Source organism: Chromobacterium subtsugae, assembly GCF_035919665.1.
Taxonomy (GTDB): domain Bacteria; phylum Pseudomonadota; class Gammaproteobacteria; order Burkholderiales; family Chromobacteriaceae; genus Chromobacterium; species Chromobacterium subtsugae.
In genome coordinates this window covers 2,653,992-2,670,461 of record NZ_CP142381.1, presented here as the reverse complement: position 1 = coordinate 2,670,461, position 16,470 = coordinate 2,653,992, and the positions used below count along the sequence as shown (strand labels likewise).

The 16,470-nt window shown below is 63.1% G+C and carries 14 protein-coding genes; 5 read left to right on the top strand and 9 right to left on the bottom strand.

Annotated features, from left to right (window positions below; translation table 11 throughout):
* Positions 1–73: 73 nt before the first annotated feature.
* Complete coding sequence (gene acnB / locus U6115_RS12865) at positions 74–2,662, bottom strand: bifunctional aconitate hydratase 2/2-methylisocitrate dehydratase (protein WP_043572173.1); 2,589 nt, start codon at positions 2,660–2,662, stop codon at positions 74–76.
* Positions 2,663–2,863: 201 nt separating this feature from the next.
* Here acnB and gcvA point away from each other — a divergent pair, with 201 nt between their 5' ends.
* Positions 2,864–3,745, top strand: a complete 882-nt coding sequence (gene gcvA / locus U6115_RS12860; RefSeq protein WP_043572176.1) for a transcriptional regulator GcvA — start codon at positions 2,864–2,866, stop codon at positions 3,743–3,745.
* On the opposite strand, the gene U6115_RS12855 is transcribed toward gcvA, so the two are convergent.
* On the bottom strand, positions 3,742–4,524 hold the full coding sequence (locus U6115_RS12855) for a substrate-binding periplasmic protein (protein ID WP_052257909.1): 783 nt from the start codon (positions 4,522–4,524) through the stop codon (positions 3,742–3,744). The genes gcvA and U6115_RS12855 overlap by 4 nt on opposite strands.
* 141 nt (positions 4,525–4,665) lie before the next feature.
* On the opposite strand from U6115_RS12855, the gene U6115_RS12850 reads away from it, so the two are divergent.
* On the top strand, positions 4,666–5,673 hold the full coding sequence (locus tag U6115_RS12850; protein WP_043572179.1) for a class 1 fructose-bisphosphatase: 1,008 nt from the start codon (positions 4,666–4,668) through the stop codon (positions 5,671–5,673).
* A 65-nt stretch (positions 5,674–5,738) separates the two neighbouring features.
* On the opposite strand, the gene U6115_RS12845 is transcribed toward U6115_RS12850, so the two are convergent.
* Positions 5,739–6,389, bottom strand: coding sequence for a LysE family translocator (locus U6115_RS12845; RefSeq protein ID WP_043572181.1), 651 nt, complete (start codon positions 6,387–6,389; stop codon positions 5,739–5,741).
* 233 nt (positions 6,390–6,622) lie between these two features.
* On the opposite strand from U6115_RS12845, the gene map reads away from it, so the two are divergent.
* The 3 genes from map to rnk all read left to right on the top strand — a co-directional run bounded on the left by map (position 6,623) and on the right by rnk (position 9,049).
* Positions 6,623–7,456, top strand: coding sequence for a type I methionyl aminopeptidase (map, locus tag U6115_RS12840; RefSeq protein WP_255361819.1), 834 nt, complete (start codon positions 6,623–6,625; stop codon positions 7,454–7,456).
* 181 nt (positions 7,457–7,637) lie between these two features.
* Positions 7,638–8,483, top strand: coding sequence for a flagellin N-terminal helical domain-containing protein (locus tag U6115_RS12835; RefSeq protein WP_043572186.1), 846 nt, complete (start codon positions 7,638–7,640; stop codon positions 8,481–8,483).
* A 161-nt stretch (positions 8,484–8,644) separates the two neighbouring features.
* Positions 8,645–9,049: a nucleoside diphosphate kinase regulator gene (gene rnk / locus U6115_RS12830; RefSeq protein WP_043572188.1), complete on the top strand. Its 405-nt coding sequence runs from the start codon at positions 8,645–8,647 to the stop codon at positions 9,047–9,049.
* A gap of 38 nt (positions 9,050–9,087) precedes the next feature.
* On the opposite strand, the gene U6115_RS12825 is transcribed toward rnk, so the two are convergent.
* The 6 genes from U6115_RS12825 to dnaB form a co-directional block, all read right to left on the bottom strand.
* The gene (locus U6115_RS12825) at positions 9,088–10,188 is read right to left on the bottom strand and encodes an HD-GYP domain-containing protein (RefSeq protein ID WP_043572190.1); all 1,101 of its coding nucleotides are present in this window, start codon (positions 10,186–10,188) and stop codon (positions 9,088–9,090) included.
* Complete coding sequence (locus U6115_RS12820) at positions 10,185–13,277, bottom strand: response regulator (RefSeq protein ID WP_160309796.1); 3,093 nt, start codon at positions 13,275–13,277, stop codon at positions 10,185–10,187. Before U6115_RS12820 ends, U6115_RS12825 begins: the two co-directional genes overlap by 4 nt.
* A 192-nt stretch (positions 13,278–13,469) precedes the next feature.
* Entirely contained in the window at positions 13,470–14,045 is a 576-nt protein-coding gene (locus U6115_RS12815) for an HD domain-containing protein (protein ID WP_043572192.1), read from the bottom strand.
* Positions 14,046–14,101: 56 nt separating this feature from the next.
* Positions 14,102–14,710 (bottom strand): alpha/beta hydrolase, encoded by a 609-nt coding sequence (locus tag U6115_RS12810; protein WP_043572193.1) that lies wholly within the window; start codon positions 14,708–14,710, stop codon positions 14,102–14,104.
* A complete protein-coding gene (locus tag U6115_RS12805; RefSeq protein WP_043572195.1) occupies positions 14,710–15,018 on the bottom strand; it encodes a (2Fe-2S) ferredoxin domain-containing protein in 309 nt (102 codons plus the stop codon). Before U6115_RS12805 ends, U6115_RS12810 begins: the two co-directional genes overlap by 1 nt.
* A gap of 22 nt (positions 15,019–15,040) precedes the next feature.
* On the bottom strand, positions 15,041–16,450 hold the full coding sequence (gene dnaB, locus U6115_RS12800; RefSeq protein ID WP_043572197.1) for a replicative DNA helicase: 1,410 nt from the start codon (positions 16,448–16,450) through the stop codon (positions 15,041–15,043).
* Between the last annotated feature and the right edge of the window lie 20 nt (positions 16,451–16,470).

The following is a 16,470-nucleotide window of genomic DNA, read 5'->3' as shown; positions in this document are numbered from 1 at the left end:
CGCCTATGAAAAACGCCGCCCACCCTTGCGGGCGGACGGCGCGATGGCGGGACGCGGCGAACCGATCCGGCGGTCAGGCCTTGCTGGCGGCCAGCTCCTGATACTCTTCGATTTGATCGAAATTCAGGTACTGGTACACCTCGGCGCTCTTCTCGTTGATGATGCCGATATTGGCCTGATATTCCTCCACCGTCGGGATCTTGCCCAGTTTGGAGCAGATCGCCGCCAATTCGGCCGAGCCCAGGAACACGTTGGAGTTCTTGCCCAGACGGTTCGGGAAGTTGCGGGTGGAGGTGGACATCACGGTGGCGCCTTCGCGCACCTGGGCCTGATTGCCCATGCACAGCGAGCAGCCCGGCATTTCCATCCGGGCGCCGGCGCGGCCCAGCACGCCGTAGTGGCCTTCTTCGGTCAGTTGCTTGGCATCCATCTTGGTCGGCGGAGCCACCCACAGCTTCACCGGGATGTCGGCCTTGCCTTCCAGCAGTTTGGAAGCGGCGCGGAAATGGCCGATATTGGTCATGCACGAGCCGATGAACACTTCATCGATTTTGGTGCCGGCCACTTCGGACATGAACTTCACGTCGTCCGGGTCGTTCGGGCAGGCGACGATCGGCTCCTTGACGTCTGCCAGATCGATCTCGATCACGGCCGCGTATTCGGCGTCGGCGTCAGCCTTCAGCAGCTGGCCCTTGGCGATCCACTCTTCCATGGACTTGATGCGGCGTTCCAGCGTGCGCGCGTCCTGGTAGCCGTCGGCGATCATCGCCTTCATCAGGGTGATGTTGGAGCGCATGTACTCGACGATGGGCTCCTTGTTCAGGTGCACGGTGCAGCCGGCGGCGGAGCGCTCGGCGGAAGCGTCGGTCAGCTCGAACGCTTGCTCGACCTTCAGATCCGGCAGGCCTTCGATTTCCAGGATGCGGCCGGAGAAGATGTTCTTCTTGCCGGCCTTGGCCACGGTCAGCAGGCCCTGCTTGATCGCGTACAGCGGAATGGCGTTGACCAGGTCGCGCAGGGTGACGCCCGGCTGCAGCTTGCCCTTGAAGCGCACCAGCACCGATTCCGGCATGTCCAGCGGCATCACGCCGGTGGCGGCTGCGAAGGCCACCAAGCCGGAGCCGGCCGGGAAGGAAATGCCGATCGGGAAGCGGGTGTGGCTGTCGCCGCCGGTGCCGACGGTGTCCGGCAGCAGCAGGCGGTTCAGCCAGCTGTGGATCACGCCGTCGCCCGGGCGCAGCGATACGCCGCCGCGGGTGGAAATGAAGGACGGCAGCTCCTTGTGCATCTTGACGTCCACCGGCTTGGGGTAAGCGGCGGTGTGGCAGAACGACTGCATCACCAGGTCGGCGGAGAAGCCCAGGCAGGCCAGGTCTTTCAGCTCGTCGCGGGTCATCGGGCCGGTGGTGTCCTGCGAGCCGACGGTGGTCATCTTCGGTTCGCAGTAGGTGCCCGGACGCACGCCCTTGCCTTCCGGCAGGCCACAGGCGCGGCCGACCATCTTCTGGCCCAGCGTGAAGCCCTTGCCGGAATCAACCGGCGACTTGGGCAGGCGGAAGGCGGTGGACGCGGGCAGGCCCAGCGCTTCGCGCGCCTTGGAGGTCAGGCCGCGGCCGATGATCAGGTTGATGCGGCCGCCGGCGCGCACTTCATCCAGGATCACTTCGGATTTCAGCTTGAACTCGGCGACGGTCGCGCCGTTCTTCTCGATCTTGCCGCTGTACGGGTAGATGTCGATCACATCGCCCATTTCCAGCTTGGATACATCCACTTCAATGGGCAGCGAGCCGGAGTCTTCCTGGGTGTTGAAGAAGATCGGCGCGATCTTGCCGCCCAGGGTGACGCCGCCGAAACGCTTGTTCGGCACGTAAGGGATGTCCTGGCCGGTGGCCCACACCACCGAGTTGGTGGCGGATTTGCGCGAGGAGCCGGTGCCGACCACGTCGCCGACGTAAGCCACCAGGTTGCCCTTGGCTTTCAGGTCGTCGATGAACTGCATCGGGCCGCGCTTGCCCTCTTCTTCCGGCACGAACTTGGCGTCCGGGCGCGGGTTTTTCAGCATGGCCAGGTAGTGCAGCGGGATGTCCGGACGGCTCCAGGCGTCCGGCGCCGGCGACAGGTCGTCGGTATTGGTTTCGCCCGGCACCTTGAATACGGTGACTGTGATCTTCTCGGCCACTTCCGGACGGCTGGTGAACCATTCGGCGTTGGCCCAGGACTCAACCACTTCCTTGGCCACGGCATTGCCCTTGTCCATTTTTTCCTTCACGTCGTGGAAGGAGTCGAACATCAGCAGGGTTTTCTTCAGGCCGGCGGCGGCGATCTTGGCGACGGCGGCGTCGTCCAGCAGGTCGATCAGCGGCTTGATGTTGTAGCCGCCCAGCATGGTGCCGAGCAGTTCGGTGGCCAGTTCGCGCGAAACCAGCGGCGACTGCACGCTGCCTTCGGCGACGGCAGCCAGGAAGGATGCCTTGACCTTGGCGGCGTCGTCCACGCCCGGCGGCACGCGGTGGGTAATCAGGTCGACCAGGGTGCTTTCTTCGCCTTTGGGCGGATTTTTCAGCAGTTCGACCAGTTCTTCAACCTGCTTCGCGGACAGCGGCAGGGGCGGGATGCCCAGCGCTGCGCGCTCGGCAACGTGCTGACGATAAGCTTCTAGCATGACTTGGGACCTTCTTGGCTTGGTTGTTGGCAAGCTTGCCGCTGCAAGCCATGCGGCTGGCAAGCTTCACCCGGCGATTTTGCACCATTCCTCGCGGATGGCGTAGTGAATGATGCTCTTTGTAGTGACTGAAGATTACGCGTTTAGACGATTGCATACAAACGAGTAATGGCAACATGGATTGTGAGTTAAAATCACAGCATGAGCACATACCCCCCATTGAACTCCCTGCGGATTTTTGAAGCCGCAGCCCGACTGGAGAGCTTTTCCGCCGCTGCCGGAGAGCTGTTCGTCACCCATGGCGCTGTGAGCAAACAGATAAAGCAGCTGGAGGACTGGCTGGGGATTTTGCTGTTCGAGCGCAGCGGCGGCCGCGTCAAGCTGACCGACGCCGGCTGGCGCTACCTGGTGCAGGTGCAAGATGGCCTGGACCTGATCGCCAACGCCACTTCGCAGCTGCTGCAGCCCAATAATCAGCGCCGGCTGAGCATCAACTCCACCCCCACTTTCGCCAGCTACTGGCTGCTGCCCAGGCTGGGCGGATTTCGCGCCCGCTTTCCCGACCTGGAGCTGCACCTGGCCACATCGGACCGCGACATCAGCCGACTGGACGCGCCGTTCGATCTGGCCATCCGCCGCGGCCCGGGAGACTGGCCGGGCCATATCGCCAAACCCTTTTTGAAAGAGTGGGAACTGCCGCTGTGCAGCCCGGCGCTGTTGGCGCGCATACCGCTGCACAGCCCGGCCGACCTTACCGCCCACACCCTGCTGCATGCCGATACCCGGCCCACCGCCTGGCCGCGCTGGTTGACGCTGGCCGGCGTGCCGGAGCTGAAGCCGGCCAGCAGCATGCATTTCGACAAGTTCTCATTGGCTTTGCAGGCGGCTACCGATGGGCTGGGCGTGGTGCTGGGGCCGATGCCGATGGGGCAGGCGCAGATAGACGCCGGCTTTCTGGTGTCGCCGTTGCCGGAGCCGGTGGTGACGGTGCGCGATTATTGCTGGGTGGTGCCGCGCATGGCGGCGGAAGACCCCACCGTGTCGGCGTTTTGCCGCTGGCTGGAAAGCGAGGCCGGCGCCTAGCGGACCGGCCCGGGCGGCACGCCTATCAGCCTGACGTCCATGGGCGCGGCATCGCGCGGCAGCCACTTGTTGTAGATGCGCTTGTAGGCGCCGTCCTTCTTGATGGCGGTAAAGCCGTCCTGCCAGCGTTTGACTTCGTCGGCCGGAGTGCCGCGGGAAAACGCCAGGTAGAGCTCAAGCGATTCCAGCACGCGCACCAACTCCACCGAGTCCGACGGCTGATGGATGTCCTTCAATACCGAAGACACCACGAAGCCGCCCTCCACCCACATATCGTAGCGGCCCAGCAGCAACTTCTGCGCCGTCACCTGCGGCGTCGGCGCCAAGTCAACTTCCACAAAGCCAGCCGCGGATGCGGCATCGGCGAAGATGCTGCCGCGATAGGCGCCGACCGGGCGCTGGTAAATGCCGGCTCCCAGCGCCAGCAGTTTCGCCGCTTCGCCCTTGCGCGCCAGCAAAACCGTTTGCGACACCGCTATCGGCCCCAGCAGCGACATCTGCCTCTCCCGCGCTTCGTTGCGGCCGACGGTGAACAGCATCACGCCAGGATTAGTCAGCAGTTCCTTGTAGCCGCGCGCCCAGGGCACCACTTCGATCTGGCTGTTGTCATGAATGCGGGATTGGATTTCCCGCACCACCTCCACCGCCATGCCGTCAGCCACGCCATTGCGCTGGAAGGTGATGGGCGGCCAGTCTTCGGTATAAATGGTAAGCGCGGGAGCGGGGGCGGACCAGGCGGCCAAGCTGAACAGCAGCAGCGCGATAGTGCGGGAGAGCATGGCGGCTCCTACGTAAAACTACTAGCTTCTTGATAGCCCTTCCCAAGCCCGGCCGCCGACTTATTCGCTATAATGCCGCGTTGTGCCCGGCAGCGCGCCGGCATTACCATTTGCGCACCCACCCATTCCCGAAGGAACGACATGAGCCGCATCACCCTCTCCCGCTTTCTGATCGAACAGCAACGCAAGGCCGGCACGCTGCCGCCGGAATTGCGCCTGCTGATCGAAACCGTTGGCCGCGCCTGCAAGGCGATCAGCTATTCGGTCAACAAGGGCGCGCTGGCCGGGGTGCTGGGCGAAGCCGGCACCGGCAATGTGCAGGGCGAGGCGCAGAAGAAGCTGGACGTGATCGCCAACGACTTTCTGCTGGACGCCAATGAATGGGGCGGCAGCCTGGCGGCGATGGCTTCCGAAGAGATGGAACTGCCCTACCACATCCCCGGCGAATACCCGAAAGGCGAATACCTGCTGATGTTCGATCCGCTGGACGGCTCGTCCAATATCGACGTCAACATCTCGGTAGGCACCATCTTCTCCATCCTGCGCTGCCCGGAAGGCGTGACGCAACCTAGCGAGGCCGATTTTCTGCAGCCCGGCACCCGCCAGGTGGCCGCCGGCTACACCGTGTACGGCCCGCAAACCATGCTGGTGCTGACTTTCGGCAGCGGCGTCCACGGTTTCACGCTGGACCGCGAGCACGGCTCCTTCGTGCTGACCCACCCGGACATGCAGGTGCCGGAGCGCACCGGCGAATTCGCCATCAACATGTCCAATATGCGTCACTGGGAAGCGCCGGTGCGCCGTTATGTGGACGAACTGCTGGCTGGCAGCACCGGCCCGCGCGGCCGCGATTTCAATATGCGCTGGGTAGCGTCGATGGTGGCGGAAGTGCACCGCATCATCACCCGCGGCGGCATCTTCATGTATCCGAAGGATGCGCGCGACCCGGGCAAGGCCGGCAAACTGCGTCTGATGTACGAAGGCAACCCGATGGCCTTCGTCATCGAACAGGCCGGCGGCGCGGCCACCAATGGCCTGCAGCGCATCATGGACATCCAGCCGCAGAAACTGCACGAGCGCGTGGCGGTGTTCCTGGGCTCCAAGGAAGAAGTGGAACTGGTGAGCCGCTACCATCTGGAGCAAAAGTAAATCCGGAGTGCCCGCTCCAAGCCAAAGCCCGCCATCCGGCGGGCTTTGTTTTTATCATGCCGCAATCACGCCTGCGCGGGCTTGAGCGCCGATGCCAGCATGCGCCAGCCGGCATAAGCGAACGACACGGACAACGCGCCATCGAACAAGCGGCTCACCCGCAAAAAGCCCTCCCGCACCCGCGGCAACGAAAACACCGCCGCGTAGCCGCCGAATACCAGCAGCCCTATCGCCCCGCACCCGGCCACCATCCACAGCCCATCCCGCAGCGAGCCGCCGGCCGGCATAGCCAGCGCGACAATGGATAACCAGACGAAAATCGCCTTGGGATTGGTCAGGCGCATGGCGGCGCCGCGCAGAAACATCTTCCGTCCAGCTTCCCCGCCCGGCATACCCGCCGGCACGCGCAGACCGGCGATGGCGGTGCGGCCGGAACGATACGCCAGCCAGAACAGGTAAAGCCCGCCGGCCATTTTGATCGCCAACAGGGCCATCGCGCTGTCGGCCAGCACCGCCGACAAGCCCAGAGCGGCAAGGCAGCCCCAGAACAGCGAGCCGCAAACGACGCCAAGCGCAAGCATCAGCGCCGGGCGCGGCCCCGCGTGCATGGCGGCGGACATGATGGCCAGATTGCTGGGCCCGGGGCTGGCCGCGCCCAGCAGATAAGACGAATAGGCCAGCAGCAGATCGACTGGGACGGCATGCGGAGAAATCATGGCGGGCTCCAATTGGGCTAGACCCCTCATTATGCCAACATCCTTACGTAGCTGCGCATTCGGACAAGAGCCACCGCCGGGCATCCGGCCAACCGCTCGGCCAGGCGCTTGGCAATGAGAGCGCTGGCCAACTGGTGTAGAATGGGGGAATACCAATCATTAGCAGCCGGACGAGGCTTGATGGTTTGGTTGGGCAATTCTCGAATTTGCCCGGCCAGCCCCCCTGCCAAACCCTGCCACCCACTGAAAACAACAGGCATTATCAAAAAATGGCTATTCAACTGAAAGACGCCCAGGACATCGAAAAAATGCGGATCGCCGGCCGCCTGGCCTCCGAGGTTCTGGACTTCATCACTCCGCACATCCAGCCCGGCATCACCACCGAAGCGATAGACAAGCTGTGCCATGACTACATGGTGCGCGAGCAAGGCACTATCCCGGCGCCGCTGAATTACGCGCCGGATGGCCACATCCCCTACCCCAAGTCCATCTGCACCTCGGTCAACCACGTCATCTGCCACGGCATCCCCAACGACAAGCCGCTGAAGAACGGCGACATCGTCAACCTGGACATCACCGTCATCAAAGATGGCTACCACGGCGATACCAGCCGGATGTTCTACGTCGGCGAAGTCAGCCCGCACGCACGCCGTCTGTGCAAGATCACTTACGAATGCATGTGGAAAGGCATCGAAAAGGTCAAGCCGGGCGTCAAGCTGGGCGACATCGGCTACGCGATCCAGCAGCACGCCGAAGCCGCCGGCTACAGCGTGGTGCAGGAATTCTGCGGCCACGGCATCGGCAAGAAATTCCACGAGGAGCCGCAGATCCTGCACTACGGCCGCCCGGGCACCGGGCTGGAAATCCAGGCCGGCATGATCTTCACCATCGAGCCGATGATCAACCAGGGCAAACGCCACCTGCGCATGCTGGCCGACGGCTGGACCGTGGTCACCAAGGACCGCAGCCTGTCCGCGCAGTGGGAACACACGGTGCTGGTTACCGAAACCGGCTATGAAATCCTGACCCAGTCCGCGGGCACGCCGGAAAAGCCTTCGTTCAAATAAGCCCGGCGTTGTCAAATGCCTGCCGTCCGACCCGCGCGCCGCGCGGGTTTTTTATTGGCGCGATAACCGCGACGGCGACAGAATTGTTGCGATTTTTAAATTGCCATTGTGTCGGCAAGCCATTGTTTCTAAACTGAACCAATAGTATTGTCTTGAGCAGTCCGTCTGCGGGAGAAGCACCATGTCACTGACCATCAATAGCAATCTGGCCTCGCTGGCCGGACAGACCCAGCTGAGCAAGACCCAGAAGTCCATCCAGCAATCACTGGCGGAACTGGGATCTGGCCAGGCCTCGGTCAATGCGGCCAATCAGGCGATCTCGCAGCAACTGCAGGCTCAGATCAACGGCAACAATCAAGCGTTGAACAATACCAACGACGGCGTTTCCCTGGTGCAAACCGCGGATTCGGCCCTTGGGCAATTGCAAAGCAACACCCAGCAGATCCAGGCCCTGGCGATCCAGGCCGGCGACGGCGCCCTCAGCGGCAGCAACCGCCAGGCGCTGCAGCAACAGGTGGACCAACTGACTCAGGCCAACTCGCAAATCGTGCAGAGCGCCCAGTACAACGGCACCCCGCTGCTGACCGGCGGCAACGCCACCACATTTCAGGTGGGGCCGAACGGCACCAGTTCCAATCAGCTCACGGTGCCCGGCATCAATCTGTCGGCGGCGCCGGCATCCGGCGGTCTCAACAGCTACAACGCCAACCTGGCGGCGACCAACACCATAGACATCACCACCCAGGCCAACGCGCTGGCAGCCCAGCAATCCGCCCAGAGCGACCTGAATGCCATCGGCACGCAACGGACCACGCTGGGAGCGGTCAACAATAGTTTCAACTCGGTGGTGGACAATCTGCAGACCTCCAACATCAGCACGCAGGCCGCCAACAGCCGGATCAGCGATGCGGATTACGCCGCCGCCAGCGCGCAGCTGGCTTCGCAGCAGATACTAGGCCAGTCGGCGGCCCTGGCGCAGCGGCAGGCCAACATCGCGCCGCAAGCCGCCTTGTCACTGCTAGGGTGAGGCAATATTCGGAAAAGTTCCACGGGATGAGGGGTAAATAATTGCGGGATCGGCCTTGTTGGCGCAGCTTTGAATCCTTTATGATCAAGATATGAATCCATCCAGGATTTGTCCATCGGGCACCCGTCGCGGTGCCCTTTGTCCATCTGAAGGAGTCTCATATGTCGATCACCCCAGCCATCACGGTTTCCTCTCTCGATTACGAGCGTCTGGCCGCCTTGCTGGAAACCTGCGAACAGGGGCACCCCGTTGCCGGACGCCTGGAAGCGGAACTGGAGCGTGCCGAGGTGGTGGAGCCTGAAGCCATGCCCGCAAACGTCATCACCATGAACAGCCGCGCCCGCATCCGCCTGGGCGACGGCCAGGAAAAGCTGCTCACCCTGGTTTATCCGCGCGAGGCGGATAGCGAACAAGGCCGGATTTCGGTGCTCGCGCCGATCGGGGCGGCGCTGCTGGGCTTGTCCATCGGCCAGGACATGCAATGGCCGACTCCCTCCGGCACTACCCGGCTGACTGTTCTGGAAATCGTTTACCAGCCGGAAGCCGCTGGCGAGTACCACCGCTAAGCGTTCGCCGCGGCCCGGATGCTGCCCGGATCGGCCTGTTAGGCATTGTCGGCGTAGCGCAGCGCGATGGCGTTGAACTCGTCGGCGATCTGCAAGAAGGCCTTCACCATCTCCGGGTCGAAATGCCTGCCGCTGCCCTCGCGTATCATGTCCACCGCCTGGTCGTGAGGAAACGGCGGCTTGTAGGTTCTGCGCGATATCAACGCGTCGTAGACATCCGCCAGCGCCATCAATCGCGCGGAAACCGGTATCGCGTCGCCGGCCAGCCCTTCCGGATACCCGCTGCCGTCCCACTTTTCCTGATGGCTGTGGGCGATCTCCCTGGCCAGCCGCAGGAAATTGCTGGGCGTATCCAGCATTTTTTCCGCGGCCGCGATGGTATCCCGGCCCAGCGTGGTGTGGGTTTTCATGATTTCGAACTCCTGCGGCGTTAGCGGGCCGGGCTTGAGCAGGATGTGGTCCGGGATACCAACCTTGCCAATGTCATGCAATGGCGCCGACTTGTACAACATCATGATGGTTTCGTCGTCCAGTCCCTTGCGGTATTTGGGGTGGTTGCGCAGCTCCATCGCCAGCGCGCGGACGTAGTTCTGGGTTCGGCGCAGGTGGTTGCCGGTTTCGTGATCCCTTGTCTCCGCCAGCGAGGCCAGCGCCATGATGGTGACGTCCTGGATCACCTGCACTTCGCGGGTGCGCCGCTCCACCTCGCTTTGCAGAAAGGCCGCCTTGTCTTCGAGAAAATCCGAAGCGGCCTTGAGACGGAGATGAGTGGTGACGCGCGCCATGACGATAGGCGGCGAAATGGGCTTGATGATGTAGTCGACCGCGCCGGCATCGAACCCCGCTTGCTCGTCTTCGTTCTCGCTCATCGCCGTCAGGAAAATCACCGGGATTCCCATGGTGCGCGGATCGCTTTTCAGCCGGCGGCACACTTCCAGCCCGCCGATGCCCGGCATCATCACATCCAGCAGCACCAGATCGGGCAGGACATCGCCGGCGACGATCTGCAGCGCCCGCTCGCCGCTGTTGGCGATCTGGGTACGGTAATGATCCTTCAGCAAGCCATAAAGCTGGGTGAGGTTCTCCGGCGTGTCGTCCACGATCAGGACAGTCTGGCGCCTCAGTTCTGACGTGTTCATGATGCATCCTCAGGAAGGGCGATGCCGTGCTGTGTTGCCGCCGTGCGCAATGATGTCAAGGCGGTGGCGAAGTCGAAATTCGTCAATGCCTTTTCGAATGCGGCGTAGTCTCCGCCGGGGAAGGTTTCCCTCACTTCGGCGGCGTGCGACAGGAAATACCCCAAGGCTTCCCCGTCGCTGGCAGCCAACAGACGGGACAGCTCAAGCAGCAATTTACCTCCCTGCGCCACACCCTGATCGGGAGCCGGCGCCAGCGCGTCGAGCCCGCCCTTAAGCGCAGCCACCGCGCGCTCCATCTGCCGCATCAGCGTCGCCACGCCTTCTTTGCATTCGGTTCGGGAACGGATCGCCTGCTCCAGCTTCGCCGCGGTTTCGGGCAAGCCGGCCAGCCCTATGCTGCCGGTGGTGCCTTTCAGCGTGTGGGCGATGCGCTCGGCCAACGGATAGTCGCCGTCCTCCAATGCCTCGTCAAGCCGCGCAGCGGCGCCCGCCTCTTCAGCGACGAACTGCCGCAGCAGGTGCAGGTACAGCTCCCGATTGCCCGCGACGCGCCGCAGTCCTGCGGCGCTGTCGAGGCCTTCGATAAGCGGAATGACCCGTTCCTCTTGGTTTGGTTCCTGCTTTCGCGCGGGAGGGCTCTCTACCGGCCGGGTCCAGCGCTTCAGCGTGGATAACATCAGATGGGGATCGATAGGTTTGGCGATATGGTCGACCATGCCAGCGCTCAGGCACCCTTCCCGCTCTTCCACCAGCGCGTCGGCGGTCATCGCGATGATGGGCAGCGCGGCGAAGCGGGCGTCCGCGCGTATCCGCCGCGTCGCCTCGATCCCGTCCATCACCGGCATCTGCACGTCCATCAATACCGCGTCGAATCCTTCCGGGCCATAGGTCTCCAGCTTGTCCAGCGCCAGCTGGCCGTTACCGGCGACCGTAACAGTGGCGCCCGCGCCCTCCAGCAGCTCCACCGCGATTTGCTGGTTGATGGCGTTATCTTCCGCCAGCAGCAGGTGCAGGCCGTTCAGACTGGTGAAATCATCGTTTTTCCGCGGCGACTCCGTCCGCGCGCCGCCGCCGAACACCTCCACCAGCACGTCGAACAACGACGACTGGCTGACCGGCTTCACCAGGAAGGCATCGCTGCCCGCCGCTTTGGCATCGGCGCGCACATCATCGCGGCCGAAGGCGGTCACCAGGATGATGTGCGCGGTGCGGGTGATTTCGCGGATGCGTCTGATCGTTTCGATGCCATCCATCTCCGGCATCATCCAGTCGATGAAAACGGCGTCGTAGGGTTGGTTGAGCGCCGCCTGGCGCACCAGCGGAATGGCCTCGCTGCCCAGCGTGCAGGTGCTTACCACGAAATCCAGCGCGCGCAGCTGTTCAGACAGGATGTCGCGCGCGGTGGCGTTGTCGTCCACCACCAGGATGCGCATGCCCTTGATATTGTGGGGCAAGGAATCGAGGCGAGCGTCGACAGCGCGCGACAAGCCGAGCCAGGAGCTGAAAATGAAGGAGCTACCCCAGTCGGGCGCAGACTCCACCTGTATCGTGCCGCCCATCAGCTCCACCAGCCGCCTGGAGATGGCTAGGCCCAATCCGGTGCCGCCGAAGCGGCGGGTGGTGGAGCCATCCGCCTGGCTGAAGGCCTGGAACAGCTTGGCTACCTGCTCTTCTGTCATGCCGATGCCGGTATCGTGCACGCAGAAGCGCAATTGAACCTTGTCGCCGATGCGGTCGGCCAGGGTGATGATGATGGCCACCTGGCCTTTCTCGGTGAACTTGATCGCGTTGTTGACCAGATTGGTCAGAATCTGCCCCAGCCGCAACGCGTCGCCCACCAACCCTTGCGGCACTTCCTTTCCCATCTCGAAAAGCAGCTCCAGGTTTTTGTCGGCGGCTTTTTGAGCAACCAGCGAGGAGATGCTCTCCAGCACGTCGTCCAGCCAGAACGGCTCAGACTCCAGGTCTAGCTTGCCGGCCTCCACCTTGGAAAAGTCCAGGATGTCGTTGATGATGCCCAGCAGCGAGGTGCCGGCGTTGTGGATTTTGCCGACATAATTGCGCTGCTGTTCGGTCAGCTCGGTTTTCAGCGCCAGATAGGACATGCCGATGATGGCGTTCATCGGCGTGCGGATTTCATGGCTCATATTGGCCAGGAACATCGATTTGGCTTGGGTTGCGGCTTCGGCCGCCTGTTTGGCGTCGCGCAATTCCGCCGACGAAGCGGCCAGCTTGGCGTAAAGCTTGCCGTTTTCCAGCAACAAGACGATCAGCACGAAGCTGGCGGCCATGAGGCCATAGACGCGGCCGACATAGAAGCCCAGATCGAAACGGCCGGCATTGAGCATGGCCGACAAGGCGACATCGCACAGCCAGGCGAACAGCACCACCATCAGCCACAGGTCTAGCAAACTGCGCGGACGCCTGAGGCCGACCGCCACCAGCGCCAGCAGGCTCATCCCCCAGACGCTGGACACCACTACCCACAGCAGCGGGCTATAACGGTTGCCTTGCATGATCACCGGCAGAAAGCCGTGGCCGGATGTGGCTAACGCCAGGAAGGTGAGGACCAGCACCAATGTCAGCAGAACCGATGCCAGGATGGAGCGCCCCACTCTGGCTGGCGACGGTTCCAGCAGCGGCCTGTCCGCCATCCAGGCATAAACCACCACTACCGCGGGGAAGCCGCCATGCCAGAACATATACATCCAGGCCGTGGTCTGCGCGCCCGAGCCCAGCAGCCCGTGTTCGGCGAACAAGCCGGGAAAGGTCAGCGAGTGCGCCATCGCCATCAGCGCGGTATACAGATAACCTATCGCCAACAGTTGCAGCGAGCGCAGCCTCAAGATGGCAAACTGGCCGAACAGTAGCACCGCGGTGACCAGATCGTTGATGGCCAGCGCCGACTGGTATACCGGAATGAAGGCCCACACCTTGGCCAGCGGAATTTTGGCGAACGGCACCGTAATGACGAACACCAGCGCGGAGATCAGCATGGCGCTGTAGGCCAAAGCGCTCTGGCCGCGCGTAGGCGGCAGGGTTGAGAGAAATTCCGGACTCTGGAGGTTCGCCGAGTCTGATTGCTGCATAAGCATCACTCTCCGCGGAAGCATGTCGCACCATTACCCAGCGTAGAGAACGATCAGGGTCGGCCGTGTCATTGTCGTATGATATCCAGCATAGGTGGAAAACCGGATTGCCGCATCTTTCCCGACTTGCTGACGGGATGAAAAGGCGGGCGCCATTCGCGCCCGCCTTTGGATGCTTGCCGCGTTGAGCGCCTATTTCAGCCAGCCGCTATCCCTGGCCTTCTCCAGCCGGCCTTCCAGGTATTCCCACATCGCCGGACAGCCCTGGCGCACCGGCGGGCCGATCCGGCTGACCACCTGCTCGTGGCGGATGCCGTTTTCCCGCCAGCTCTGGCCTTTGTTGGCCAGGTTCAGCAATACCGGCATCGCGCGGTCGGCGGCGTGGGCGAAACGCGCTTCGGCGCTCTCCCCGGCTTCGAACTCCTGCCACAAGGCGAGGAAGCGCCCGCCCTGCTCGGGCGGCAGCATGCCGAAAATGCGGGTGACGCAGGCCAGTTCCTGCGCCTTGCGCTCCTCCCAGCCGCCTTCGGCGTAGACGATGGTGTCGCCGGTTTCGATCTCGCCGATATCGTGCACCAGCAACATCGCCACCACCTTGGCGATGTCCACCGGCTCGGCGGCATACGGTTGCAAGGACGCCGCCAGCAGGGCGATCTGCCAGCTATGTTCGGCCGAGTTTTCATAACGGTCGCTGTTCAGCACCCGGGTCTTGCGCGTCACTTGCTTCAGCTTGTCGATTTCCAGCACGAAATCCACGATGTCTTGCATTGGTTTTCTTTCTGTCGATACAAAAAAAGCAGACCGCGGTCTGCTTGCGCCGGCGCTCACCAGCACCGTTGAATCATCTGGGCCAACTGCACCAAGCGGCCGTGGAAAAAATGGCCCGCGCCGGGGAACACCAGCACCGGCAGGCTTTGCGGCCGCGCCCATTCCATCACCGCCGCCAGCGGAATCACTTCGTCTTCTTCGCCGTGGATCACCAGCGTGTCGGCCGGCACCTCCGGCGTCGGAATCGGGTATTTGCCCACCGCCACGCCCATCAGCAGCAGCTTGTCGGCGTCGATGCGGGCGCGGGTACGGGCGGCGACGAAGCCGCCGAAAGAAAAACCGGCCAATGCCAGCGGCAAGCCCGGATATTGCGATTTGGCATGGTCGACCACCGCGATGGCGTCGTCCACCTCGCCGTTGCCGTAATCGTGTTCGCCTTCGCTGTCGCCGACGCCGCGCAGATTGGGGCAATAGCAGACATAGCCCAGTTGCGACAGGGCCTTGGCCGCAGTCTGCACCACCTTGTTGGTGTGCGTGCCGCCTTGCAGCGGATTGGGGTGGCAGATCACCGCGACGCCGGTCGCTTCGCCCTGGGCATCCACCACGATGGTGTCCAGCATGCCGGCCGGGCCGGCGATGCCGACCTTGTTCATCGCCTTCAGCATCAGATCTTCAGCCTTTCCACCACGCGGCCGTTGACCATGTGCTCGTTGATGATCTCGTCGATGTCGTCCTTGTCGACGAAGGTGTACCAGGTTTCCTCCGGGTAGACCACCAGCACCGGGCCCTCGTCGCAGCGGTCCAGGCAGCCGGCCTTGTTGACGCGGATCTTGCCCTTGCCGGACAGACCCTTGGCCTTGATCTGTTCCTTCATGTACGCGTGCAGTTCGCTGGCGCCCAGGTTGTTGCAGCAGCCCTCGCCGTTGGCGCGCTGGTTGCAGCAGACGAATACGTGCTTGTCGAAATAGCTCATCGGAATCTCTTGGTTGTGAGGGTCAGGAGTCGCTGTCGGCCCAGCCGCTGACGCCGACGGTGGCGGCGTTGTCGAACTTGGCGTATTTGCCGACGAAGGCCAGCCGCACCGCGCCGGTCGGGCCGTTACGGTGTTTGCCGATGATGGCTTCGGCCAAGCCCTTCACTTCCTGGTTGTCCGGACTGTAATACTCTTCGCGGTACATGAACACGATCAAGTCGGCGTCCTGCTCGATGGCGCCGGATTCTCGCAAGTCCGACATCATCGGCCGCTTGTTGGGACGCTGCTCCACCGCCCGCGACAGCTGCGACAGCGCGATCACCGGTACCTGCAGCTCTTTGGCCAGACCCTTCAGGCCGCGCGAGATTTCGCCCAGTTCTGCGGTACGGTTGTCGCCGCGGCCGGAGCCGGACATCAGTTGCAGGTAGTCGATCACGATCAGGCCGAGCTTGCCGCCGTGCTGGCGCGCCAGGCGCCGCGCGCGGGCGCGCACTTCCAGCGCGGTCAGCGCCGGGGTTTCGTCGATGTACATCGGCGCTTCCGACAGCTTGCCTATCGCGTAAGTGAGCTTCTGCCAGTCGTCGTCGCCCAGCTTGCCGGTGCGCAGCGTGTGCTGGTCCAGCCGGCCCACCGACCCCAGCATCCGCATCACCAGCTGCGCGCCGCCCATTTCCATCGAGAACACCGCCACCGGCAAGTGGGTTTCCACCGCCACGTGCTCGGCGATGTTCATCGAGAAGGCGGTTTTACCCATGGACGGCCGGCCGGCGACGATGATCAGGTCGCCCGGCTGCAGGCCGGAGGTTTTGGCGTCCAGGTCGACAAAGCCGGTGGGGATGCCGGTCACTTCGTCCGGGTTGTCGCGGCTGTACAGCATGTCGATCCGCTCCACCACTTCCTTCAGCAGGCCCGGCATTTCCAGGAAGCCCTGTTTGGACTTGGCGGTGGATTCGGCGATCTGGAACACTTTGCCTTCGGCTTCGTCCAGCAACTGCGAGGCGTCGCGGCCCATGGGCGAATATGCGGCCTCGGCGATTTCGGTGCCCACCAGCGCCAGCTGGCGCATCACCGAACGTTCACGGACGATTTCCGCATAACGGCGGATATTGGCGGCCGACGGCGTGTTTTGCGCCAGCGTGGCGAGATAGGCCAAGCCGCCGATATTGCCGAGCTGGTCGTTCTTGTCCAGCGATTCCGCCACCGTCACCACGTCGGCCGGGCGCCCCAGCTCCACCAGTTTGGCGACATGCTTGTAGATCAGCCGGTGGTCGTGGCGGTAGAAGTCGGCCTCGGACACCACGTCGGCGATCTTGTCCCAGGCGCTGTTGTCCAGCAGCAAGCCGCCGATGACCGACTGTTCGGCCTCGATCGAATGCGGCGGCGTGCGGATGGCGGCCATCTCGCCATCAAAATTCTCGTACTGTTCTGTCATGTATATCCGGGGTGCTCAGC

What these genes read in the sequence shown, in the direction of transcription:
- U6115_RS12805 (WP_043572195.1), bottom strand. Translation starts at nt 15,018, where the DNA reads ATGAGCTATTTCGACAAGCACGTATTCGTCTGCTGCAACCAGCGCGCC.
- rnk (WP_043572188.1), top strand. Translation starts at nt 8,645, where the DNA reads ATGTCGATCACCCCAGCCATCACGGTTTCCTCTCTCGATTACGAGCGT.
- U6115_RS12815 (WP_043572192.1), bottom strand. Translation starts at nt 14,045, where the DNA reads ATGCAAGACATCGTGGATTTCGTGCTGGAAATCGACAAGCTGAAGCAA.
- U6115_RS12810 (WP_043572193.1), bottom strand. Translation starts at nt 14,710, where the DNA reads ATGCTGAAGGCGATGAACAAGGTCGGCATCGCCGGCCCGGCCGGCATG.
- U6115_RS12845 (WP_043572181.1), bottom strand. Translation starts at nt 6,389, where the DNA reads ATGATTTCTCCGCATGCCGTCCCAGTCGATCTGCTGCTGGCCTATTCG.
- U6115_RS12825 (WP_043572190.1), bottom strand. Translation starts at nt 10,188, where the DNA reads ATGAACACGTCAGAACTGAGGCGCCAGACTGTCCTGATCGTGGACGAC.
- U6115_RS12820 (WP_160309796.1), bottom strand. Translation starts at nt 13,277, where the DNA reads ATGCAGCAATCAGACTCGGCGAACCTCCAGAGTCCGGAATTTCTCTCA.
- dnaB (WP_043572197.1), bottom strand. Translation starts at nt 16,450, where the DNA reads ATGACAGAACAGTACGAGAATTTTGATGGCGAGATGGCCGCCATCCGC.
- U6115_RS12835 (WP_043572186.1), top strand. Translation starts at nt 7,638, where the DNA reads ATGTCACTGACCATCAATAGCAATCTGGCCTCGCTGGCCGGACAGACC.
- gcvA (WP_043572176.1), top strand. Translation starts at nt 2,864, where the DNA reads ATGAGCACATACCCCCCATTGAACTCCCTGCGGATTTTTGAAGCCGCA.
- U6115_RS12850 (WP_043572179.1), top strand. Translation starts at nt 4,666, where the DNA reads ATGAGCCGCATCACCCTCTCCCGCTTTCTGATCGAACAGCAACGCAAG.
- U6115_RS12855 (WP_052257909.1), bottom strand. Translation starts at nt 4,524, where the DNA reads ATGCTCTCCCGCACTATCGCGCTGCTGCTGTTCAGCTTGGCCGCCTGG.
- acnB (WP_043572173.1), bottom strand. Translation starts at nt 2,662, where the DNA reads ATGCTAGAAGCTTATCGTCAGCACGTTGCCGAGCGCGCAGCGCTGGGC.